Origin of the sequence: Psychroflexus halocasei, from assembly GCF_900107595.1 — a bacterium.
Lineage (GTDB): Bacteria > Bacteroidota > Bacteroidia > Flavobacteriales > Flavobacteriaceae > Psychroflexus > Psychroflexus halocasei.
This window is the reverse complement of sequence record NZ_FNQF01000002.1, coordinates 202,884-226,133: the sequence shown is the minus strand read 5'-3', so window position 1 is coordinate 226,133 and position 23,250 is coordinate 202,884. Positions and strand designations below refer to the sequence as shown.

Sequence of the window (23,250 nt, the reverse complement as noted above, 5' to 3'; positions counted from 1 at the left end):
TTTATATGGCAACTTTTCAGATTGAAGGCGGACATCAACTCAAAGGTGAAATTCGCCCACAAGGCGCTAAAAATGAAGCTCTTCAGATATTGTGCGCTGTTTTAATGACAGATGAAAAAGTTTATATAGACAACATTCCTAACATTAGAGATGTTAATAAACTGATCGAAATTCTCAGTAATCTGGGTGTCAAAATTCAAAAATTAGGACAAGGAAGCTTCTCTTTTAAAAGTGACGCCCTTTATCTTGATTATTTAGAAAGCGAAAAATTTAAAGAAGAAGGCAGTAGCCTTCGTGGTTCGATTATGATTGTCGGTGCGCTTTTAGGTCGATTTGGAAAAGGATATATTCCTAGACCTGGAGGCGATAAAATTGGTCGCCGTCGATTGGATACGCATTTTGGCGGATTTATCAAGCTTGGTGCGAAATTTAGATATAATAAAGAAGAACGCTTTTATGGTGTAGAAGCGCCAAATGGTTTGAAAGGTGTTGATATGCTTCTTGAAGAAGCCTCAGTTACCGGAACTGCTAATATTTTAATGGCTGCGGTTTTAGCTAAAGGTAAAACCTCAATATACAATGCGGCATGCGAACCTTATATTCAACAACTTTGTAAAATGTTGAATTCGATGGGAGCGAAAATTAAAGGCATTGGCTCAAACCTTCTTCATATTGAAGGTGTTGAAAAACTATCTGGTTGTAAACATACCGTTTTACCAGATATGATTGAGATCGGTTCATGGATTGGTTTAGCTGCCATGACAAAAAGTGAATTAACCATTAAAGATGTGAGTTGGAAGGATTTAGGGATTATTCCTGAAACCTTTAGAAAATTAGGTATTACAGTTGAGAAAGTCGGTGATGATATCCATATTCCAGAACATAAAAGCGGTTACGAGGTTACAAGCTTTATTGATGGTTCTATTATGAATATTAGCGATGCGCCTTGGCCAGGGTTTACACCAGATTTACTGAGCATTATTTTGGTTGTTGCCACACAAGCTCGTGGAAGTGTTTTGATACATCAAAAAATGTTTGAAAGCCGTTTATTTTTTGTAGATAAATTAATTGATATGGGTGCAAAGATTATTCTTTGTGATCCGCATAGGGCAACGGTCATCGGTCATGATTTTGAGTCGCAACTAAAAGCGACAACGATGTCAAGTCCTGATATTCGTGCAGGTATTTCATTATTAATTGCAGCACTTTCTGCTAAAGGCGTTTCTACAATTCACAATATTGAACAGATAGATCGAGGTTATGAAGATATCGATGGAAGGTTGAGAGCAATCGGCGCTAAAATAACACGTTTTGATTAATTGATTTTATCACAAATCAAAATGATTTTTCTTTGAGAGATGGTGGTTGTTAAAAACGCATAAGTTTTGCCACCATCTTTTATTTTATATTTCTTTTTGAAGTCTTCCACTTTTATCGGAAAATTTCTTGCACTCAAATTTAGTTTTTTACCGCCCAATTCTTTCTTAATCAGCTTGGGTTTGTAGTCTAAAATTTGATTGATTTTAAATAGTCGTCCTGGAAAATTTTGATCTTTTTTAGATGTTGTATATAAATGCGAATTCACTTCAAGCTTCCTAAGATTAAAGTACTTTGAAATATATTGAAAAGCGCCAGACTTCATTATGCTTGCGTTAGGCTCATATAGATAATCATTTTTTTGAGGTTCAGCATAATTTGAAAATTCGATAGATTTATCTGACCTATTAAAATCAAAACTTTCTTGAGTTCCATTTGTTTTGATGTTAACCGTTTTTATGTTGATGTCTTTCTGACTTTCTTGACCAACCAACCACAATAATTCTTTAACTTCATTTTGCACTGCAACGATAGTGATGGATTCGACATTTTCTAGTTGTTGAATACCCAATTCAAGATCGAGAAGTGGAGAGGTTTTGATATAAACTTTTTCTGATTTTGAAAGATAGAAATTAAGCTCTCTTGATAGGTCTGGCTCGCAGTCTTGGAGTTTGAACACTTTGTTTTGAGAAGCATCACGCCGAGATGGATCAATAAAAAGGTAATCAAATTTTTCATGTTGAGTCTTTAAAAACTCCTCAGCTGTTGCAGCGTGACATTTAACATTAGTAACATTCAGCGAATCCATATTGTGCTGAACTATTTCAGAGAGTTCCGAGTTTCTCTCAACATGATCAACCTTAGAAAAAGATTGAGAAAAAGCATAAGTATCAATCCCGAATCCACCGGTTAAATCAGCTATTCTTTGTCCATTGATTTGTTTGGCTTTGTAATTTGCAGTGAGTTCAGAAGAACTTTGTTGTAAATTAATATTCTTCGGATAAATGATTTTTTGAGACTTAAACCAAGATGGTAGTTTTGATTTTGCTTTGCGTTTAGCTTCAACCTGTTGTGCTAAAGTCTTTGAATCAACATCAGTAAAAGGAGGTTTTGATAAAACGATACGCGTGATATCTGCATTGATGTTGGCATCAATATAATCTTGAACTTCTTTTTTTAAAATTGATTTTAAATTAGCCATCAGTCTAACTATTAAGTTGACGTGTTATTTCATACAGCCCAATTCCACAACTTTGAGCGACATTGATGCTGCTATTTTGACCGAATAAATCAATATGTAAACATATATCAAGTTGGGTGAGAACTTCATCTGAAATACCTAAACGTTCGTTTCCGAAAATCAAAATATAAGCTTCATTTGCATTAAACGAATAAGTGTTGATACCTTGACTTTCCGAAGTTAATTCAAGACCAATAAGCTTTTTGTTTTTAGATTTTAATTCTAAAATTTTTTCAGTGATATTTTTAAAGAAACAAGTCTCTACATATTTTTCAGTGCTACGACTTGTTCTTTTAAATCTCGTACTTGATTGAGTTTCTTTTAAATCTTCATGAAGGAAGATTTTTTGCACACCAAAAGCATCAGCTAACCTGAATATTGACCCCAAGTTTGCAGGACTGGCGACATCATCTAGTAAAATATAAATCTCAGCTTTAGAAGCTTTGTTTTTTAATTCAGTATGTGTGAGTTGATGGCTCATTTTGTAAATATGTAAAAAAGAATATTCGCACCCATTTTCAAGGCTTTTTGCCTAACTTCTTCAGGATCGTTATGGATATTTTTGTCTTCCCAACCATTACCTAAGTCACTCTCGTAGGTGTAAAGCAATAACAATCGATCACCTTCATAAATCCCGAAAGCTTGAGCAGGCTTACCATCGTGCTCATGAATTTTTGGCAACCCATTTGGAAATTTGAAATAACTTGAAAATATCGGGTGGCTTGCAGGTAACTCTTCTAATTTTTTATCAGGAAAAATTTTTTCTAATTCTTTATGAATATATTCATCAAGGCCATAATTATCGTCGATGTGGAGAAACCCTCCAGATAATAAATATTCTCTCAAGTTTTCAACGTCATTTTCCGAAAAGAAGACATTGCCGTGTCCCGTCATATAAATATAAGGGAAATCAAAAATCTCAGGATCATCAGGTGCAACTTCTTTAACTTGAGAAGAAATCTTTGTTTTAATGTTTTGATTTGAAAATGAAATTAAGTTTGGGAGAGCTGTTGGGTTGCTATACCAATCACCGCCGCCTTTATATTTTAAAGTCGCAATCTCTTGTCCGTAATTAAATTGCACAAAAAGCAAACATAAAATAATAATGAAGTTTCTCATATAATTTGCTTTAAAGAAACGATATGTGTTGCAACAATAGCTGCGGTTTCCGTGCGTAAACGCTCAGATGATAAACTGATTTCTTGATAATTATTTTGAACTGCAAGCTCAATTTCTTCTAAATTAAAATCCCCTTCAGGTCCAATTAATATTCTATAATTTTGATGAGAATCAATAGCGTTAAAAAGGAATTTTTTCTGATTGCTATCCTCACAATGCGCAATACACTTTTGTCCAGAAAATTCTTCTCTAACAAAATCGTCATAACTCGTTAAAGCATTGATTTTAGGTAAATGATATTTCAGTGATTGCTTCATTGCAGATTGAACAATTCTTTCGGAACGCTCTAAGTTAAGCTTTTTTCTTTCACTGTTTTTAGTCAGAAGTGGTGTTATTTCGTGAATGCCAATTTCTGTTGCTTTTTCCAGAAATGTTTCAAATCTATCATTAGATTTTGTAGGTGAAATAGCAATATGCAAATGAAATTTTGATTTTTCTTGATAGTCAAATTCAAGAATCTTGGCTTCACATTTTTTTTGATTGATCTGAAAAAGTTCAGCTTTTGCAGCTAAACCTTTTCCGTTAGTAATCCATAGAATATCTCTACTTTTTTTTCGCAGAACTTTGACAATATGTTTGCTTTCTTGAGGATCAAAAACGATATTTTCGTTTGATTTATCAAAATGTGGCTGATAAAACAATTGCATTATTCAACAGTTTTTAAAACTAAAATTTCTTTGATGTTTTTAGGCGTGTGACTTTTCTTAACTAAATAATACCAATCTCTTTCTGGAATGTCAACTCTAAAAACTTCATTGGCGTAATACATTGTATTTGTGATTGCATTTCCAAAATCTGGCATCACACTACCAAATTTAAACCAACCAGAATCGCCACCTTTATATTTGTTTAAATCCATAGAGTATTGACGTGCTAGGCTTTCAAACTTATAATTGCTGTCAAGTAACTTGATCATCTTTTCACGTTGTTCTTCTATCTGTTCGTAACTTTTTTTATTCCCGTCAAAAAAAATATAGTTGATTCTGTAGTGTTTGTTTTCAGCCTCAGCAATAACTTTATATTCTATTTTTCCTTCATGGTTTTTATTTTTTACTGATTTGCCTACTTTCTTGTTAAAAAGTTTTATTGCGAGTTTTGTGTTGTGTTTTTCTTTATTGAATACACTTAAAGAGCCTTCTTTTTGGTAGGCTTTAGCCTCACTTTTAGAAATACCGAAATCTTTATATTCGTCAAAACTATTTTTAAAAAGATTTCTCTGCGCATGCAGTGAATTAATACTGATTATTACTAAAATGAGTAAGCTAATTTTTTTCATAAAATTTTAATGTTCTGTTATTTTAAATCTCGCTTGTGCTATTGATGTTAAGTCTGAAAAATAACTGTATTTGTATTTGAAATAAGCCACAATTGCAATCATTGCAGCATTGTCAGTACAATATTCAAACGGTGGGATAAAAACATTCCAATCACGCTTTTCAGCATCTTCTTTCAGCTTTTCTCTGATGCCAGAATTCGCAGAAACTCCTCCGCCAATCGCGATTGTTTTGATTTGTGTTTGTTGACTTGCTTTTTTGATTTTGTCTGTTAAAATTTTGACAGCCGTGTATTGAAATGATGCACAAAGATCGTTAAGATTCTCTTTGATGAAATCAGGATTCTTTTTTATTTCTCTTTGTAAAAAATATAACACGGATGTTTTGAGCCCGCTAAAACTGAAGTCTAAATTTTTAACTTGCGGTTTAGCAAAAACAAACTTTTTAGGATTGCCCTCTTTTGCTAATTGATCAATTTCAGGACCTGCTGGATATGGTAAACCAAACATTTTTCCACATTTATCAAAGGCTTCTCCAATAGCATCATCTAAAGTTTCGCCAATCACTTCCATTTCAAAATGATTCGTCACTTTGACAAGTTGCGTATGTCCGCCACTAATTGTCACACCTAAAAAAGGAAAATCAGGAGAGTTTTCTTGATTTTCATCTTTAATGAAATGCGCCAATAAATGTCCTTGCATGTGATTGACTCCTATAAGTGGAATATTTAGACTCAAGGATAGTGATTTGATAAAGCTATTCGCAACAAGTAAAGATCCCATTAATCCTGGCCCTTTAGTAAATGCGACTGCGTCAAGATCTTGTAAAGTAATGCCTGCTTTTTTTAAAGCCTGATCGATAACAGGCACAATATTTTGTTGATGAGCGCGCGATGCTAATTCAGGAACAACACCGCCATAAATCTCATGAATCTCTTGTGTTGACACAATATTACTTAGTTTATGCTCGTTTTTAAAAACTGCTGCAGAGGTGTCATCACATGAGGACTCAACTGCAAGAATAAAAATTTCCTTTTTGAGCATAAGATTAGAGGCGAATATTGTTTTTTATACGGCAAATCTAAATAAATTTGTTGCTTTATAAAATCATTCTAATTGATAATTAATTATCTTTTGTAAAATTCAATAATTGAAGGCATTAAGAACACTTTTTTACTACCTCAAACGATTCGTCGTTTTGTTATTGATTCTAATAGTGATCTTGCTTGTCTTTTTCTCAATTCCAAGTGTACAAACGCGCATAGCAAAAGAGTTGACAACATCTCTGAATGACAATTACGGAACTGATATTAACATCGAAAAATTTAAAGTTGGTTATAACGGACGCTTTAAACTGGATAAGGTTTTTATCAAGGATCATAAAAAGGATACGCTTATTTATGCGGATCAACTATCGTCTTCGCTATTAGATTTAATCAATTTAGATTTTACACATTTGAATTTTTCAACCACAGAAGCAGATTCACTGGTTTTCAAATTGACACAATATAAAGGTGAAGATTTTTCAAACTTAGATTATTTTATCGATCAGCTTGATGACACTACTTCAACCTCTGAAAGCTCAACAATTATTGAGTTTGAAAGAATTTTGATGACAGATAGTCGTTTCCAAATTTTAAACGAAAACCTAGAAAATCCGAAAGCTTTAGAGCTGAACTATCTCAACCTAAACGCGTCTGATTTAGTGGTTGATGGCCCAATTGTAACTGTTGATATCAATCGTTTATCTAGCGTGATGGGACGAGGAATTGTGATTGAGGATATGCAAGCGCAATTCAGTTATACTTTGGAAGAAATGCAAGTCAAGAATTTAAATCTTTTAACGTCAAATTCATCGGTTATAGCCGATGTTCAGATGACATATGAAAGAGAAGACTTAGCTGATTTTGAAAACAAGGTGAACTTTAATGCACAAATACATTCATCTGAAATTTCATCATCAGATTTAAGGCGTTTTTATGATCAATTCGGTTATGGAAATAAGCTTTATGTGCAAGGAAATATGAATGGAAGTCTTAATGATTTTACATTGACCAATTTTTATTTGGATGGCTTGACTGGAACAAAATATCGAGGTTCTATTGATTTAAGAAATAGTTTTTCAACTGAAAATGGTTTTAGAGTTGAAGCAAATCATTCAACATTTCAATCCAACCGAAATGATATTATCAGACTTTTACCACCTTTATTGGAGGAAAATTTACCTGAATTTTTGGATCAGTTTGAGAATGTCAATCTCAATGGACAAACCATTTATGACAACGATAATTTGGCATTAAACTTTTATGCTAAAAATAAATTTGGAGACATTAGAGTTGACGTCGACTTTGAAGCTATCAGTGATCCTGAACAAGTCACTTATAAAGGAAGTTTAGGACTTATCGAATATGATTTATCATCAATACTTGATACGAAATTAATCAGAAGAGTCAGCTTGTCTGCCTTTGTGAATGGGAAAGGCTTTACACAAGAATCACTCAACACGCGTGTCAATGCCAAGATAAGTTCGATCAATATCAATAAATATGAGTACCAAGACATCGAAGTCTCAGGAAATTTAAAAGCGCCAATTTTTGACGGACAAATTATTAGTCACGATGATAATTTTGAATTCGACTTTAATGGCGTTATTGATGCTTCAAAAGAACTAAATAGTTATGATTTTGATCTCGATATAAAGAAAGCTCAACTTAATGAAATGAATATTGTTGATCGTTCTGAAAAATCAGAATTCTCTGGAAAAATTCAAGTTGATTTAAAAGGAAATACGATTGATGAAGCCGTTGGTGAACTTCGGTTTATTGATTTTGCTTATCAAGAAGAAGCAGAATCATATCAATTTGATACTTTGACTCTGAAATCGATTAATAAAAATAATAAGAAAATCATCACGGTTAAATCACCTGACATTATTGATGGTAAAATGTCTGGTGAATTTAGGATTACTTCATTGCCTCAACTTTTTGGAGATGCAATTCAAAACCTTTATTTCAGGGAAGATGATTACAACCAAAATAACTATCAGTATGTTGATTTTAATTTTAAAATTTACAATAAAGTAGTCGAAGTTTTCTTTCCTGACATCAGGCTCTCAGCTGATACTTATTTAAACGGAAGTTTGGTGGCTAATCAAAATGAGTTTAAGCTGAATTTTAAAACGCCATTACTTGAAGCTTTCGGAAACAGATTAGAGAATGTTAATCTTCAAATTGATAACAAAAACCCGCTTTATAATAGTTTTGTGAGGGTCGATAGTTTATCAACATCCGTTTATAATATCTCAGACTTTAGTATGATTAATGTGACGCTTAATGATACGTTATATATGCGATCAGAGTTTAGAGGAGGTCAAAATAATAAGGATAAGTTTAATTTGAGTTTATATCAAACCTTAACAGAAGATAATAAATCTGTGTTTGGATTTAAGCGATCAAGTTTGAAGTTTAAAGATAAATTATGGTGGATTAATAAAGATAATAATGAGAATAATCGCGTTTTGGTTGAGCGTGGTTTTCAGAATTTTGAATTTGATTCAATTTCGATGATTAACGAAAATCAAATCATTGATTTAGAAGGAGCTGTTAGAGATTCAACATACAAGAATGTCAATCTTAACTTCAAAAAAGTAGATTTAGCCAGCGTGACGCCTTATATGGATAGCTTAAATCTTGATGGAGAAATTAACGGAAAACTTCAAATTTTACAAGAGCGAAAACTCTATAAGCCTAATTTAGATATTAAAATAGACCAATTTAAATTAAATGATTTTGATTATGGTCAATTGATATTGGAAGCAGATGGCAATAAAGATTTGAATGAATTTTCAGTCTCTGCTAAATTATTGAAAGAAGGAACTTATCTCTTTGATATCGGTGGTCAAATTAAAAATAAGAACCAGAAACAAATTGCAGATTTAGATATTTCTTTTAAAGATTTTGATGTTCAAGCGCTGAGTCCACTTGGGGATGAAGTGATTAATAATATGCGAGGAACGCTTTATGGAAATGCAAAATTAACCGGTGATTTACAATCTCCTGATTTAAACGGCGAAATTCAATTATACAAAGCTGGTTTGGGTGTTCCTTATCTGAATGTTGATTATGCTTTTGCAAATGATGCCACAGTCAAATTTAATGATAAAGACATTGTTTTTAGCGATATCAATATTCAAGATACCAAGTACGATACAAAAGGTGTTTTATCTGGATATATAACTCATAATACACTTTATGATTGGGAACTTGATCTTGATATTTCATCAGAAAACTTAGTTGTTTTAGATACTGATTTTGAAAGAGGCGCTTTGTATTATGGAACTGCTTTTATCGATGGAAATGCACAAATTTATGGACCAATCGATGAGTTGAGCATTGATGTCAATGCGAGCACGCAACCCAATACAGTTTTTAAAATTCCGCTTGATGATACAGAAACAGTTGCTGATAATTCATTTATCTACTTTCTTTCTCCAGAAGAAAAAGCAGCACAATTAGAAGGTAAACAGGTTCAAATAAAAGATGTAACAGGTTTAAAATTGAATTTTGAACTTGACATCACAAGAGATGCTGAAGTTGAAATTGTTGTTGACCAAAGCACAGGAAGCCGACTCAATGGGCGAGGTGCAGGAACAATTTTGATAGAAATAAATACCAACGGAAAATTCAATATGTGGGGAGATTTCGTTGCTTATGAAGGATTCTACGATTTTAGATATGCAGGAAATTTAGTCCAAAAGAAATTTGAGCTTATTCCAGGTTCTAACCTAACCTGGAATGGTGATCCTGTTCAAGCAAATATGGATGTTCAAGCAAAATATACAACATCAGCAAATCCAGCTGTTATTCTTGAGAACCCAAGCATTAATCGTGAAATTCCTGTTGAAGTCATCACAAATTTAAGAGGTCAACTGATTCAACCAGACATTAGTTTTGAATTGAATTATCCGAATCTAAGTTCAGTGGTTAAAAGTGAACTGGAATATAGAATTCAAGGTGAAGAAACAGAATATCAAGCCTTGAGTTTAATTACGCAAGGAAGTTTTTACAGTCAAGAATTATTGGGACAAAATGCTTTAACAGGAAACTTAATTGAAAGTGCATCAGGTATTTTTGATGATATTATTTCAAGTGATGATAGCAAGTTTAAATTAGGCTTAGACTACGTTCAATCACAAAGAACGCCAACGCAAGATCAAACTGGCGATCGTGTAGGATTTACTTTACAAACACAATTAAGCAAACGAATTTATGTTAATAGTAGATTTGGCGTGCCTGTTGGAGGAACAACTGAATCTGTTGTGTTTGGTGATGTTGAAATTAGCTTTCTGCTCAATGAAAAAGGGAATTTAAGAGCGACAGCTTTTAACCGTGAAAGTGATATTCAGTTTATAGGTGAAGACTTGGGTTATACGCAAGGCGTTGGAATTTCTTACACAGTTAATTTTGGTTCTTTTAAAGAATTAGTGAAGAAAATTTTCGATGAAAACTATAAAGCAAAGGCAACTCGAAAAGAAATTGAAGACCTCGAAGATAAAGATAAAATCAAAATTCCTTCTTATATCAAATTTCCAAGATCAACAAGAAGTCGAACGATTAAAGAGTGATTTTTTTCCAGTATTTAATCAGAAAAATGCTTGATAATATTGCAATGACAAAAGCGATACTACTCAAAATATAATTGGCATAAAGCCAGTAACCAGTTCCAAAAAGTACAGCATAGATTCCTATTGTTGCAATAAAGAAAGCGGCTAATTTGTACTTTAAATAAATCAGTTTTTGACCTCCATCAAATATCAACTCGTTAAACTTTGTAAGTGTTTTTTGTTTAGGTTTCGATGTTAATAGAGTTGTGATAATCCATACCAACGTTGTGATGATCACGCCAATCACTAATTCCCAATAAGTAGGAATAGAAAACCAGGCTTCATCTAATTTTGAATTGAGAAAGAACAAACAAGCGATTGCAAAAGAAGAAATCATCGCCGATATTTCACTATACGGATTGATGCGTTCCCAAAACCATCTGAGGATAAAAAGCAAACCAGTTCCAGCACCAATTTGTAATAGCAAGTCAAAAGCTTCTTTTGCTTCTTCAAGTTTTAAAGCAAGTAATCCCGCCAAAACCATCATCACAATCGTTGATAATCTCCCAATCATAACTTTCTTTTTATCACTTGCGTTTGGATTGATAAAGCGCGCATAAAAATCATTCACAACATAACTACTTCCCCAGTTAAGGTGTGTTGAAATTGTACTCATAAATGCAGCAATGAGCGATGTGATAATAAGTCCTAAAAGACCTGCTGGCAAATAAGAAAGCATGGCAGCGTATGCTAAATCATTTTTGATGAAAGACGGATTTAAATCAGGATAAGCTTCAGCCAAACTTGAAATATTTGGGTAAATAATCAATGAAGCAAAACCGATAATGATCCATGGCCAAGGACGCACAGCATAATGCATAACATTAAAAAGCAAACTCGCTAATGTGGCGTGTTTTTCATTTTTTGCGGCAAGCATCCGCTGAACGATATATCCGCCGCCGCCAGGTTCAGCGCCCGGATACCAAACACTCCACCATTGAACAGCGAGTGGAATCACAATAAGTGGAATATAATTACTAGGATCAGTAAAATCAGGAAAAATACTTATTTTATTTTCTAAGTTAGGATGTGAAATTAAAGCTTCCAAACCACCAATTTCTGGCATATTGATTACATAAATAGAAGCCCAAATGCTTCCTGCCAATGCAATACCAAACTGTATGAAATCTGTAATTAAAACACCTTTTAAACCGCCAAGCATTGAGTAGAGAACAGTGATTGAACAGGCGATAAGTATGGCTTCAATTGCACTGAAATCAAAAAGAACATGGCCAATTTTTATGGCAGCTAAGCAAACTGTTGCCATGATGACGATATTGAATACAACACCGAGATAAATCGCTCTAAAACCTCTCAGAAAGGCTGCACTTTTACCATCGTAACGCAATTCGTAAAACTCTAAATCTGTTGTAATATTAGATTTTCGCCAAAGTTTAGCATAAAAGAAAACGGTGAGAAGACCTGTTAGTAAAAAAGCCCACCAAACCCAGTTTCCTGAAACGCCATCTTTCCTAACAATTCCTGCAACCAACCCAGGTGTGTCAGCGGCAAAAGTTGTGGCAACCATCGAAATACCAAGTAACCACCATGGCATGTTTCTGCCAGAGAGGAAGAAGTTTTCAGAACTTTTGCCCGATTGTTTGGCTACAATAAGACCAATCAATAAACTGATGACAAAAAAAGTAATAATAATCGACCAGTCAATTGCTTCTAAAACCATCGTAAAATTATTCTGCCGCGATTAGGCTGATTTCTATATTAGCATACTTTGGCAAGTCAGCGACCTGAACCATTTCTCGTGCTGGAGCAGTTTCTTCGTTAAAGTAAGTGCTGTAAACTGAATTAATTTCTGAAAATTTAGTGATGTCTTTGACATAAATTGAAACTTTAATGACGTTTTCAAAAGTCATATTAGCTTTCTTTAATATTTCAGATAAATGACTCATCACAAGTTTAGTTTCGTGAATTAAATCACCAAATTCTGTTTCACCAGTTTTGGGGTTGATCGCTATTTGACCTGAAGTGTATAGAAAACCATTTTTTAAAACACTTTGATTGTAAGCTCCTATAGGTTGTGGAGCTTCAGATGTATTGATGATTTTTTTTGACATAATTTTAAAGTTGTCTATCGCGTTCTCTATTTTTATCGTATTTGATATCACTAAGTACATTTGCTTTGATTCCGATAAAGAAAAACCATGATTTACGTGATCCAAAAGGTGTCCAATTGAAATTCATTCGCCATGTATTCAAATCTCTCGAAAACCGTAGTTGCGTAAATGTAAAACCTTTGTTTTTGATATCATAACCTGATGAAACACCAACCGACCATTTTGGTGATAAATCAACATCACCTGAAAACATGATTGAGTGAGAGCTGATTTCATTTTGCCTAGCTGTATTGTTATAAGTCATGGTATAAGCAAGGTTTAAACTCCAAGGTATTTTATAATTGTAAAGTGTTTCATCTTCATCATCTTCGTTCTTATCTGCATCAATTTCTCCTTGAGAAAGGTCATTTATAGAGTTATCACTTCCAAACAAGTCAGTATCATCAAAGCCTTTTTCATTCCTGTTTTTACCATTGTTAGATTTGTCTTTATCATCATCTTTATTTCCGAATAAATCACTTGATTTCAAACCATAATTAAAACTGACGTTTGCGCGTGTTAACCTAAATAAACTTCCGCCATTATTGATGTTAAGTTTATCAATAATTTGATTGTTATTGTCGAGCGCATACATATTTAAGGCACCAGAAGTATTGATGCTTAATTTGTCCTTAATAATAGGAATGCTTGCACGTAAAGAAATATCACTGAGTTTAAGTGAGTCTGCAGCTAAGTTGTAATTGGCACCTATGCTAAAATTGCTCAGTAACTTACGTTTTTCATATCTTTCATCGCCAACGAGGGTTGAATCCTTCTTTCTGACTTTAGCTTCAAAATCATTGGTTAAACTAAAAGATAAGTTATTTGCAAATCTATTACTCGGCGCACCATAAAGAGTTCCTTCAAACCTAGAATATTCGATTTCTTGATCATCAATGCCTGCAATTCCAGGTTTTGTATAAGAATCGTAATATTGGTCAAACCCAGGATTGATAGAATAGCCAATGCTTGGTTGCATCACGTGACGGATCGCTTTAATCTTTTTATCGTCTCCAAAATTAAACATTCCGTAAACCGTTGTTCCAACACTTGCGCTAAAGTTATATGTCATGTAGCGATCAAAAGTATCAGTTGTATCTCTCACAACAGTTCTGTTGATTTCATCAAAACTTTGGTCTATAGTTTTTAGAGTCCAAACTTCTTCAAGGTTTGTAGAAGCACTCACACTGAAGTGATCAAAGACTTTAAAGTTTGTACTCAAAGGAATGCTGTGTTTAGCCCCGATTTGCGCGTCTTTAAACATTTGAGGTTTAAAAAAGAGAGAGTCAGTTGTATTAATTCTATTTTCAGCTCTTACGTTGTATTGAAGGTTGACGTTATCGATAATTCCTTTTTTGATACCATCTTTAGGTGCAAAAGGATAAATCCTACCAACGCTAAATTGCGCAGTAGGTAAAGTCATATTAATTCGCTCTGTATTTGTATTTTGGCTGTGCGTTGCAGTGACATTCAAATTCATTTGTGGTTCTCCAGCAAATGTTTTTGAGTAAGAGATAGAAGATTTAAAAGTATTATTTAAAAAATTACCAGTGTTATTTTGATTAATCGATTCTCTGTAGTATTTGCTACTACCAAAATTAACAGAGGCAGAAAATCTTGAGTTTGGGTTAGATTTACTGTCTTGCTGGTGAGACCACCTTACATTAAAAATACTTTGTTCAGAAAAATTCGGAAATCCTCGTTCTTCATTAAGTAATTTTTCAATATTAAAATTGAAATTACCATTAAAGCGATAACGAACATTATAGTTTGACTGCGCTCTAAAACCATAACTTCCGTTAGAGTAATAATCTCCTGTTAAAGCTAAATCAACATAATCACTAATAGCGAAATAATAACCGCCATTTTGAAGGAAAAAACCTCTATTAACGTTTTCACCAAATGATGGAATAATAAAACCAGACGCTTGCTTATCGGTTAATGGGAAGTACCCAAAAGGAAGACCAAGAGGTGTGGGGACATCAGCGATATACATATTCACCCAACTTGTAACAATCTTTTTATCTGGAACAAATTTTATCTTTCTTGCTCTAAAAAAATAGTCAGGATTTTCCAAGTCATCATCTGTTGTAAAAATAGCATCAGCTGAATAATAAACGGAGTCATTAACCCTCTTTGAAGTTTTACTCTTGACATTAAAAGCACCTTGATTTGTTCTTGAATTATAGACTAAAGCTTTTTTGGTATTAAAATTAAAAACCAAACTATCAGGCTTAATTGTGTTTTTACCTTGATCAAAAACTGGGCTTTGTGTGTAAACTCCTGTTGAGTCAACAATACCTTTAGCATAGACTTCATTGGTGTTATTGTCTATAATAATGATACCAGCATCAATTTTGTAATCTTGATAATTCACTTTAGCTTCATTATAGAGGTAAAGTTTATTTTCTTTTCTGTCAAACCTTCTGTAATCAATAGCGCTAGTACTGATAATGTCAGTCAGCATTGATTGTTTAACTTTGATAGAGTCTTGAGAAATTTGAGTAGAATCTTGCAAGCTTTCTTTTGGATTTTGGTCAACGTTAATCGAATCATTAACTTGTGCGAAAGATTTTCCGGCAAAAGTGAGAAAGAACAAAAAAAGTATTTGAAGATGATTTGTTTGCAAGATTAATAAAACTATTTTTGTTGAGTTACTGGCTTGATTTTTGAAAGTTCAAAATTACATATTATTTTAGTAAGTGAAATTAAAAACGTCTTTTAATGTTCATGATTTTACAAAAGTAAACCTATGATAAAGAAACCTTTTATATTCCTATTAATTTTTAGTTTTTCGATAGTATTCTCATCACTTTATGCGCAGTCATCAAGCAAATTTAACATTGTCCTTGATGCTGGACATGGCGGTGAAGATTCTGGTAATACAGGAAACGGTTACTCTGAGAAAGATATTGCCCTCAAGATTGTTTTAAAAATGGGGGAACTTCTATCTTCTTATGATGATATTAATGTGATTTACACCCGTGATAAAGATGTGTTTATCCCTTTGCATGAAAGAGCCCAGATTGCTAATGAAGCGAAAGCTGATTTGTTTGTTTCAGTTCACTGTAATGCGCATACTTCTAATGCTTATGGCGCCGAAACATTTGTTTTAGGATTACATCGTAACAAAGATAACCTTGATATTGCGATGAAAGAGAACTCAGTGATTAAACTGGAAGATGATTACGAAGTGAAATATGATGGTTTCGATCCAGAATCTCCGGAATCATACATAGTTTTTAGTTTGATGCAAGAAGAATTTCTAGATCAAAGTATATTATTGGCAGATTTTGTCCAGAAACAATTTACAGGTGTTCTGAATAGAAAAGATAGAAAGGTAAAACAAGCTGGTTTTTTGGTGCTTCGAGAAACTTATATGCCAAGTGTTTTGGTGGAAACTGGTTTTTTGACTAATAAAGCTGAAGGTCGTTTTTTAAACTCAAAAAAGGGTCAAGAGAAAATGTCTAACGCGATTATAGATGGATTGATTAATTACAAAAACATTATTAACTTAACCAGCGTTGATGCTCAAGTTGCAGGAATGAATGTGAATCAACAAGATTTAGTTGAGGACAAGGTAGGCGTAAGTTTTAAAGTTCAGATTGCGGCCAGCTCAAATAATTTAGAGCCAAAACCTTATAACTTTAATAAACTCTCACCCATCAGTAAGCTTAAACAAGGTAAAGTTTATAAGTACTTTTATGGTGAAGCTAAAAACTACCTTGATGCCAAAAATCTGAAGGACAAAGCTAAAGCAAACTCATATAAAGGAGCCTTTATCGTTGCTTTTAATGAAAATAATGAGATGATCAGTATTAAAGAAGCTCTTAATTATACATCTAAATAATCAGACTTAACCCATAATTTATTACATTTGACGCTATAAAACAATTGATTTGAAACTAACACGAGAATTCAAAGCAGGACTTATCGCAGTTGCTGCTATCTTACTCTTTATATTTGGTTACAGTTACTTAGAAGGGACTAACTTACTAAAAAGTACTAGGTTTTACTATGCTGTTTATGATGATGTTGAAGGTTTAGGAACTTCATCCCCCGTCACAATTAACGGGCTTCAAGTTGGCAAAGTGACCAACATTAGTTTTTTAGATGAAACTGGCGATATCATTGTTGAGATGGGAATTGAAAAAGATTTTCAATTTTCTAAAACAAGCTTTGTTAAAATTTATGGCGGAGATTTTATAGGAGGGAAATCAATCTCTATTGTTCCTGATTTTAAAAACCCTGAAATCGCTGTCAGCAATGACACTTTAGAAGGTAAAACCGAAGAAGGCTTGCTCGAACTTGTCAATGAAAAACTATCGCCTTTACAAGATAAAGTAGAAGGAACTGTTGTGAGTATTGACACATTAATGAACGGAATTAATAGAATTCTTGATAAAAAAACTGAAGACGATATCAAGCTAACTATTGCCAACCTCAGTCAAACAATGCAGTCCTTGTCAGAAACTGCAAATCGCGTTAATGGCTTACTTGATAAAAATGCTTCAAATATCACTAAATCAGTAAACAATTTTGAAAAAACTTCTGATAATCTTTCAAAAATATCAGATAGTCTTTCTACTGTCGAGTACAAAAAAATGTTTGCAGAAGTTGAAGAAACGATTAATAACTTGAACGCTGTCAGTAAAAAAATAAATAGTGAAGAAGGAAGTTTAGGACTTTTGCTTAAAGACAAATCACTTTATAACAACCTAGACAATGCGACTCGAGAGCTTGAGCTTTTATTTGAAGACATCAAAGAGAACCCAAAGCGATATGTTCACTTTTCGCTCTTTGGAAAGAAAAACCAACCTTACCAAGAAGACTAAAAACTTTATAATATGCAATTTATCCCACAAATTTTATTTCTGTTAGCCCTAGCGTTCGGACTAATTTTCTTTGCGCGAAACGTCAAACGCCTTAGAAGAAACATAAATTTAGGGCGAGATTTGGACAGAAGCGATCATAAAAGTGAGCGCATGTCTAAAATGATGCGTGTTGCTTTAGGGCAATCCAAAATGGTGACTAAACCTATAGCTGGTGCTTTACACGTGATTGTTTACGTCGGTTTTGTAATCATAAACATAGAAGTCTTAGAAATTATTATCGATGGTCTTTTTGGAACACACCGAATTTTTGCATTTTTAGGTCCTGTTTACGATTTCTTGATTGGTAGTTTTGAAATACTTGCACTCTTGGTTGCTGTTAGCGTTATCCTTTTTTGGATCAGAAGAAACGTAATCAAAATCAGGCGTTTTGTTCTGAGTGAAATGAAAGGTTGGCCTAAAAATGATGCCAATTATATTCTATATATTGAGTTGGTCTTGATGGCTTTATTCTTAACGATGAATGCTGCCGATTTGCATTTACAAACTGTTGGTGCTGCAGGTTATGCGCACGAAGCTGGCTTGGCTGGTGCTTTTCCAGTAAGTCAATTCATCTCACCACTTTTTGACGGCATGTCCGTAGGAAGTGTTATCGCTATTGAAAGAGCAGCTTGGTGGATACACATTTTAGGAATTTTATTTTTCCTTAATTATTTATATTATTCAAAACATTTACATATTTTATTGGCTTTCCCAAATGTTTATTTTTCAAATTTAAAACCTCAGGGAGAGTTTAAAAACCTGCAAGCCGTAACAGATGAAGTCAAAATGATGATGGATCCTGATGCAGATCCTTTTGCAGAACCAGCAGAAGAAGAAGAAGATGATGAGATGCCAGCGAAATTTGGAGCTAGTGATGTCCAAGATTTATCTTGGTTTCAGTTATTGAGTTCTTATACTTGTACGGAGTGTGGTCGATGTACGGCTGAATGTCCAGCAAATCAAACAGGAAAATTATTGTCACCTCGTAAAATTATGATGGACACACGTGACAGATTGGAAGATGTAGGTGAAAAGTTAAATAAAAATAAAGATTACAAACCAGAAGAAGATGATAAGCAACTTCTTGATGATTATATTACAAGAGAAGAATTATGGGCTTGTACCACTTGTAACGCTTGTGTAGAAGCTTGTCCTGTTGGTATTGATCCACTTTCAATCATTATGGACATGCGTCAATATCTGGTTATGGAAGAAAGTGCAGCTCCCGCAGAGCTTAATAATGCGATGACAAATATTGAAAATAATGCAGCTCCTTGGCCTTACAATCAGCAAGATCGCCTGAATTGGTCAAAAGAAGCATAATGAATAAAAAAGAATAAAACGAACTGACGATGAGTGAAGAATTAAAAGTGCCAACAATGGCGCAATATATGGCAGAAGGCAAAGAACCAGAAGTCTTATTCTGGGTAGGTTGTGCTGGAAGTTTTGATGATCGTGCTAAAAAAATCACAAAAGCTTTTGTGAAAATCTTAAATAAAATTGGTGTTGATTTTGCCGTTCTCGGGACAGAAGAATCTTGTACTGGTGATCCTGCAAAACGCGCTGGAAACGAGTTTTTATTCCAGATGCAAGCCATGACAAATATTGAGGTTTTAAATTCTTATGACGTCAAAAAAATTGTCACAGCATGTCCACATTGTTTTAATACCATTAAAAATGAATATCCATCATTAGGCGGAGAATATAAAGTTGTTCATCATACACAATTCTTAAAAGGTTTGATGGATGAAGGCCGCTTAAAAATTGAAGGAGGTAAATTCAAAGGTAAGCGTATTACATATCACGATCCTTGTTATTTAGGTCGTGCTAACGGAGAATACGAAGCACCGAGAGATTTATTGAGAAAACTTGATGTTGAGCTTGTTGAAATGAAAAGTTGTAAACAAAAAGGTTTATGCTGTGGAGCAGGTGGCGCACAAATGTTTAAAGATGCTGAAAAAGGTGATAAAGAAGTTAACGTACTTAGAACCGAACAAGCTATTGAAACAAAACCTGATGCCATTGCTGCGGGTTGCCCATTTTGTAATACAATGATGACAGATGGCGTTAAAGGAAAAAACAAAGAAGACGATATTGAAGTTTTAGATGTTGTTGAAATGATTGCAAATGCAGAAGACTTATAATTTATGTTAGTAAATTTTGATCAATTACCAGAAGATGCTCGCGTATGGATTTACCAAGCAGATAGAAGCATTTCTGAAGAGGAATTAAAAACAATGAAGCTTGAAGTTGAAGCTTTTCTGAAGGAATGGACAGCGCACGGCCAAGAGCTTAAAGTAGGTTATAAAATCCCTTATAATCGTTTTCTTGTTTTTGGATTAGACGAGTCTATGAGCGCAGCAAGTGGGTGCTCAATTGATGCTTCGATGAGGTTTATTCAAGCGCTTCAAGAAAAATACAAAATAGATTTATTAGATAAAATGAACGTCAGCTATAAGCACGGAGAATACGTCGCTTATAAACCTTTAAATGACTTCAAAAAAATGGTTAAACAAAAATCTGTTTCACCTCGTACAATAGTCTTTAATAATCTCGTTAATACTAAAGCAGAGTTTGATGAATATTGGGAAGTCCCTCTTGAAGAAAGCTGGCACAGTCGTTTTTTAAAATAGATTTATGACAAAAAATTTTCTTTTATTGGCTCTTTTAGTAGCCAATTTTTTTTACGCACAAAATAAAAATCCTCTCATTGACGAATTAAATAAAGATGATCAACGTCAATGGGCTGACAGTATTTATAAAAACATGAGTCTTGACCAGAAAATTGGTCAACTTTTCATGTTGGATATTTTTTCAAGTGCTTCAGATAAGGACATTAACTTTTTAAAACATCGCTTAAAGAAATATCACATCGGTGGTATCATTTTCTCTAAAGGAACTGCAGAGAAACAAGTTAAATTGACTAATGAATTTCAGAATATGGCTGAAACACCATTGTTGATAGGTATGGATGCAGAGTGGGGTTTAGCCATGCGATTAGAAAACAGCTTTGCTTTTCCTTATAATATGACATTAGGTGCTATCGACGACAATAACTTGGTTTTTGATGTCGCTAAACAAATCGCTCAACACTCAAAACGCGTTGGTGTGCATTTCAATTTTGCGCCTGTTGTAGATTTAAATAGCAATCCAAAAAATCCAATTATCGGGAACCGAGCTTTTGGTGAAGGAAAACAAAATGTCACTTCGAAGTCAATCGCATTAATCAAAGGTTTTCAGAGTGAAGACGTCTTGACAAGTGCAAAACATTTTCCAGGTCATGGCGATACAGATCAAGACTCACATAAATTGTTACCGAGTATAGACGCTGATTCAACTCGGTTGATGGATACTGAAATTTATCCTTATAGGAAATTGATAAATTATGATTTGACAAGTGTTATGGTTGCCCATCTCAAAGTCCCTGCCTTAACAGATTCAGAAACTTTACCAACTTCTTTGTCTAAAAAAGTTGTGACTGATTTATTGCAAAATGAAATGAACTTTAAGGGTTTAATTTTTACAGATGCATTAAATATGAAGGGCGCAAGCCAATATGGTGGTCCTGGTGAAGCAGAGTTACAAGCATTTTTAGCAGGAAATGATATATTATTGATTCCGAATGATTTGGATGCTGCCTTTGATAAGATTAAAAAAGCATATAATGATGGTATCATCACGGATAAGCGTTTGTCAAACTCAGTAAGAAAGATACTATTTGCAAAGTATAAAGTTGGTTTAAAAAGTTATCAACCAATAAGTCAAGTTAATTTAAAGCAAGATTTAGCAACAGATCAAAATAAAGCAACACGTTTTAAAGCTTTTCAAAAAGCCATCACTTTAGTCAAAAATGACTTAGGCTTATTGCCAATCGCTGATTTACAAGATCACAAAATAGCTTATGTAAAATTAGGCGATGCTCAAGCTGAAAAATTCTATAAAACACTTACAGATTATACAGAGGTTGATTACTTTACCTCTGAATCTGACAAATTACTTGAGAAGCTTAAAGCTTATCAAACTGTAATTATTGGTCATCACAAATCTGATGAAACACCATGGAAATCTTATGAATTAAGAAGCTTTGAAATTAAACTCATTCAATTGATAGCTAAGCAGAATAATGTTGTGTTAGCCAATTTCACAAGTCCGTATGCTTTATTAGATTTGGATAGTTTCTTACCGATAGAATCTATTATTCAGTCTTATCAAAATGCTGATGAAGCACAACAAATAACTGCAGAAATTATTTTTGGTGCAAGCGAAGCTGTTGGTCAATTACCAGTTTCTATAACTTCAGCTTATCCTGAAGGGACTGGTTTAAAAACCAAATCTCTGGGTCGTTTAGGCTATGATTTTTTAGAAAATAAAAATTTTGATGCAACTAAATTAAGAAGTCAAATTGATAGCATAGCAAATGTGATTTTGTCTAATGAAATGTCACCTGGCTTTCAACTTTTAATCGCTAAAGATAAAAAAATACTTTTTGAAAAATCTTATGGTTTTCATACATACGATAAAAAGATAAATGTTAAAAATGATGACCTTTATGATTTGGCTTCCTTAACTAAAATTCTAGCAACATTACCGATTTTCATGAGGCTAGAAGAGGAAAATAAAGTTGATATTGAAGATCATATTAAGGATATTCTTCCCGATTACGAAAGTTCAAATAAAGGTGATATTTCTTTAAAGAGAATGCTTTCTCATTACGCTAAATTAGAAGCTTGGATTCCTTTTTATATCAATACTTTAGAAACTAAAAATGATTATTATAGAAATGAAAAGTCTGATGAATTTTCAATTCAAGTGGCAGAGAAATTGTATTTAAGATCTGATTATAAAGATTCTATTTATGAAAAAGTAAAGCGATCAGAACTAAGAACAAAAGACGAATATAAATATTCTGATTTACCTTTCTATATCTTAAAAGAGTATATTGAAAAAAGTTATCAAGATTCTCTAGAAAACTTAGTTCAAGACTTGTTTTATAAACCTATGGGAATTCAGAATTTGTTTTATTTTCCTAGAGATCACGCGCCATTAAGTCGTATTGTTCCTACTGAAAACGATGAGTTGTGGCGTAAGCAACTTATTCATGGTTATGTTCATGATCAGGGTGCAGCCATGTTAGGTGGAGTGGGAGGCCACGCAGGTTTATTTGGCAACGCTAAAAGTGTCGCTCAAATGATGCAAATGTATTTAAACGATGGTTATTATGGCGGGAAAAACTATTTTCTACCACGTACATTAAATACTTTTAACAAATGTTATTACTGTGATGAAGATGTTCGTCGAGGTTTAGGTTTTGATAAACCTCAGTTAGATGATATTGGTCCGACTTGTGGCTGTCTCTCAATGACAAGCTTTGGGCATTCTGGTTTTACAGGAACCTATGCGTGGGTTGATCCTTCAACAGATATTTTATATGTGTTTCTTTCGAATCGTATTTTTCCTGATGCTACAAATCGTCAGTTAATTACTGAAGATATAAGAACAAAACTTCAACAGTATATTTACGACGCTTTATATGACTAATTTTGCGATGACTTTAAGATTTATTAGTTTCTAAAAGTTGTAATTTAGCGACACAA

At 33.6% G+C, this 23,250-nt stretch carries 17 protein-coding genes; 8 read left to right on the top strand and 9 right to left on the bottom strand.

Features of this window, described 5'->3' with window-relative positions; genetic code table 11:
* The first annotated feature begins 5 nt into the window (after window positions 1-5).
* A complete protein-coding gene (gene murA / locus BLV84_RS03045; protein WP_093239360.1) occupies window positions 6-1,319 on the top strand; it encodes a UDP-N-acetylglucosamine 1-carboxyvinyltransferase in 1,314 nt (437 codons plus the stop codon).
* Here the strand turns inward: murA and BLV84_RS03040 are convergent.
* Genes BLV84_RS03040 through tsaD form a run of 6 tightly spaced genes read right to left on the bottom strand, consistent with a single transcriptional unit; the run spans window position 1,316 to window position 6,053 of the window.
* A complete protein-coding gene (locus BLV84_RS03040; protein ID WP_093239357.1) occupies window positions 1,316-2,518 on the bottom strand; it encodes a THUMP-like domain-containing protein in 1,203 nt (400 codons plus the stop codon). The genes murA and BLV84_RS03040 overlap by 4 nt on opposite strands.
* A 4-nt stretch (window positions 2,519-2,522) precedes the next feature.
* On the bottom strand, window positions 2,523-3,038 hold the full coding sequence (locus BLV84_RS03035; RefSeq protein ID WP_093239354.1) for a TrmH family RNA methyltransferase: 516 nt from the start codon (window positions 3,036-3,038) through the stop codon (window positions 2,523-2,525).
* On the bottom strand, window positions 3,035-3,676 hold the full coding sequence (locus BLV84_RS03030) for a DUF4159 domain-containing protein (protein ID WP_093239351.1): 642 nt from the start codon (window positions 3,674-3,676) through the stop codon (window positions 3,035-3,037). The genes BLV84_RS03035 and BLV84_RS03030 overlap by 4 nt, the downstream gene beginning before the upstream one ends.
* Window positions 3,673-4,383, bottom strand: a complete 711-nt coding sequence (locus BLV84_RS03025) for a 16S rRNA (uracil(1498)-N(3))-methyltransferase (protein ID WP_093239348.1) — start codon at window positions 4,381-4,383, stop codon at window positions 3,673-3,675. The genes BLV84_RS03030 and BLV84_RS03025 overlap by 4 nt, the downstream gene beginning before the upstream one ends.
* Window positions 4,383-5,012, bottom strand: coding sequence for a peptidylprolyl isomerase (locus BLV84_RS03020; RefSeq protein ID WP_093239345.1), 630 nt, complete (start codon window positions 5,010-5,012; stop codon window positions 4,383-4,385). Before BLV84_RS03020 ends, BLV84_RS03025 begins: the two co-directional genes overlap by 1 nt.
* A gap of 6 nt (window positions 5,013-5,018) precedes the next feature.
* A complete protein-coding gene (tsaD, locus tag BLV84_RS03015; protein WP_093239342.1) occupies window positions 5,019-6,053 on the bottom strand; it encodes a tRNA (adenosine(37)-N6)-threonylcarbamoyltransferase complex transferase subunit TsaD in 1,035 nt (344 codons plus the stop codon).
* Between the two features lie 106 nt (window positions 6,054-6,159).
* Here tsaD and BLV84_RS03010 point away from each other — a divergent pair, with 106 nt between their 5' ends.
* A complete protein-coding gene (locus BLV84_RS03010; RefSeq protein ID WP_093239339.1) occupies window positions 6,160-10,632 on the top strand; it encodes a translocation/assembly module TamB domain-containing protein in 4,473 nt (1,490 codons plus the stop codon).
* On the opposite strand, the gene BLV84_RS03005 is transcribed toward BLV84_RS03010, so the two are convergent.
* The 3 genes from BLV84_RS03005 to BLV84_RS02995 are packed head-to-tail and all read right to left on the bottom strand — an operon-like array spanning window position 10,622 to window position 15,381.
* Window positions 10,622-12,352 carry a sodium:solute symporter family protein gene (locus BLV84_RS03005; protein ID WP_093239336.1) on the bottom strand — a complete coding sequence of 577 codons (1,731 nt, stop codon included), beginning with the start codon at window positions 12,350-12,352 and terminating at the stop codon, window positions 10,622-10,624. The genes BLV84_RS03010 and BLV84_RS03005 overlap by 11 nt on opposite strands.
* A gap of 7 nt (window positions 12,353-12,359) precedes the next feature.
* Window positions 12,360-12,743: a Rid family detoxifying hydrolase gene (locus BLV84_RS03000; protein WP_093239334.1), complete on the bottom strand. Its 384-nt coding sequence runs from the start codon at window positions 12,741-12,743 to the stop codon at window positions 12,360-12,362.
* Between the two features lie 4 nt (window positions 12,744-12,747).
* A complete protein-coding gene (locus tag BLV84_RS02995) occupies window positions 12,748-15,381 on the bottom strand; it encodes a putative LPS assembly protein LptD (RefSeq protein WP_234953083.1) in 2,634 nt (877 codons plus the stop codon).
* Between the two features lie 153 nt (window positions 15,382-15,534).
* On the opposite strand from BLV84_RS02995, the gene BLV84_RS02990 reads away from it, so the two are divergent.
* From BLV84_RS02990 to BLV84_RS02965, 6 genes are read left to right on the top strand one after another with little or no spacing between them, the layout of a single operon-like run.
* Window positions 15,535-16,632, top strand: coding sequence for an N-acetylmuramoyl-L-alanine amidase family protein (locus tag BLV84_RS02990; protein ID WP_093239328.1), 1,098 nt, complete (start codon window positions 15,535-15,537; stop codon window positions 16,630-16,632).
* Window positions 16,633-16,681: 49 nt separating this feature from the next.
* Window positions 16,682-17,617, top strand: a complete 936-nt coding sequence (locus BLV84_RS02985) for an MlaD family protein (protein ID WP_234953082.1) — start codon at window positions 16,682-16,684, stop codon at window positions 17,615-17,617.
* 12 nt (window positions 17,618-17,629) lie between these two features.
* On the top strand, window positions 17,630-18,979 hold the full coding sequence (locus BLV84_RS02980) for a 4Fe-4S dicluster domain-containing protein (RefSeq protein ID WP_093239322.1): 1,350 nt from the start codon (window positions 17,630-17,632) through the stop codon (window positions 18,977-18,979).
* 29 nt (window positions 18,980-19,008) lie between these two features.
* Window positions 19,009-19,800, top strand: coding sequence for a (Fe-S)-binding protein (locus BLV84_RS02975; RefSeq protein WP_093239320.1), 792 nt, complete (start codon window positions 19,009-19,011; stop codon window positions 19,798-19,800).
* Between the two features lie 3 nt (window positions 19,801-19,803).
* Window positions 19,804-20,289, top strand: coding sequence for an ABC transporter ATPase (locus BLV84_RS02970; protein ID WP_093239317.1), 486 nt, complete (start codon window positions 19,804-19,806; stop codon window positions 20,287-20,289).
* 4 nt (window positions 20,290-20,293) lie between these two features.
* A complete protein-coding gene (locus BLV84_RS02965) occupies window positions 20,294-23,194 on the top strand; it encodes a serine hydrolase domain-containing protein (RefSeq protein WP_093239314.1) in 2,901 nt (966 codons plus the stop codon).
* The last annotated feature ends 56 nt before the right edge of the window (window positions 23,195-23,250 follow it).

Excerpts from the sequence above, each read along its gene's own strand:
- BLV84_RS03000 (WP_093239334.1), bottom strand. The coding sequence starts at position 12,743 with ATGTCAAAAAAAATCATCAATACATCTGAAGCTCCACAACCTATAGGA.
- BLV84_RS03030 (WP_093239351.1), bottom strand. The coding sequence starts at position 3,676 with ATGAGAAACTTCATTATTATTTTATGTTTGCTTTTTGTGCAATTTAAT.
- BLV84_RS03025 (WP_093239348.1), bottom strand. The coding sequence starts at position 4,383 with ATGCAATTGTTTTATCAGCCACATTTTGATAAATCAAACGAAAATATC.
- tsaD (WP_093239342.1), bottom strand. The coding sequence starts at position 6,053 with ATGCTCAAAAAGGAAATTTTTATTCTTGCAGTTGAGTCCTCATGTGAT.
- BLV84_RS02975 (WP_093239320.1), top strand. The coding sequence starts at position 19,009 with ATGAGTGAAGAATTAAAAGTGCCAACAATGGCGCAATATATGGCAGAA.
- BLV84_RS03020 (WP_093239345.1), bottom strand. The coding sequence starts at position 5,012 with ATGAAAAAAATTAGCTTACTCATTTTAGTAATAATCAGTATTAATTCA.
- BLV84_RS03035 (WP_093239354.1), bottom strand. The coding sequence starts at position 3,038 with ATGAGCCATCAACTCACACATACTGAATTAAAAAACAAAGCTTCTAAA.
- BLV84_RS02970 (WP_093239317.1), top strand. The coding sequence starts at position 19,804 with ATGTTAGTAAATTTTGATCAATTACCAGAAGATGCTCGCGTATGGATT.
- BLV84_RS02990 (WP_093239328.1), top strand. The coding sequence starts at position 15,535 with ATGATAAAGAAACCTTTTATATTCCTATTAATTTTTAGTTTTTCGATA.
- BLV84_RS02980 (WP_093239322.1), top strand. The coding sequence starts at position 17,630 with ATGCAATTTATCCCACAAATTTTATTTCTGTTAGCCCTAGCGTTCGGA.
- murA (WP_093239360.1), top strand. The coding sequence starts at position 6 with ATGGCAACTTTTCAGATTGAAGGCGGACATCAACTCAAAGGTGAAATT.
- BLV84_RS02965 (WP_093239314.1), top strand. The coding sequence starts at position 20,294 with ATGACAAAAAATTTTCTTTTATTGGCTCTTTTAGTAGCCAATTTTTTT.
- BLV84_RS03005 (WP_093239336.1), bottom strand. The coding sequence starts at position 12,352 with ATGGTTTTAGAAGCAATTGACTGGTCGATTATTATTACTTTTTTTGTC.
- BLV84_RS03040 (WP_093239357.1), bottom strand. The coding sequence starts at position 2,518 with ATGGCTAATTTAAAATCAATTTTAAAAAAAGAAGTTCAAGATTATATT.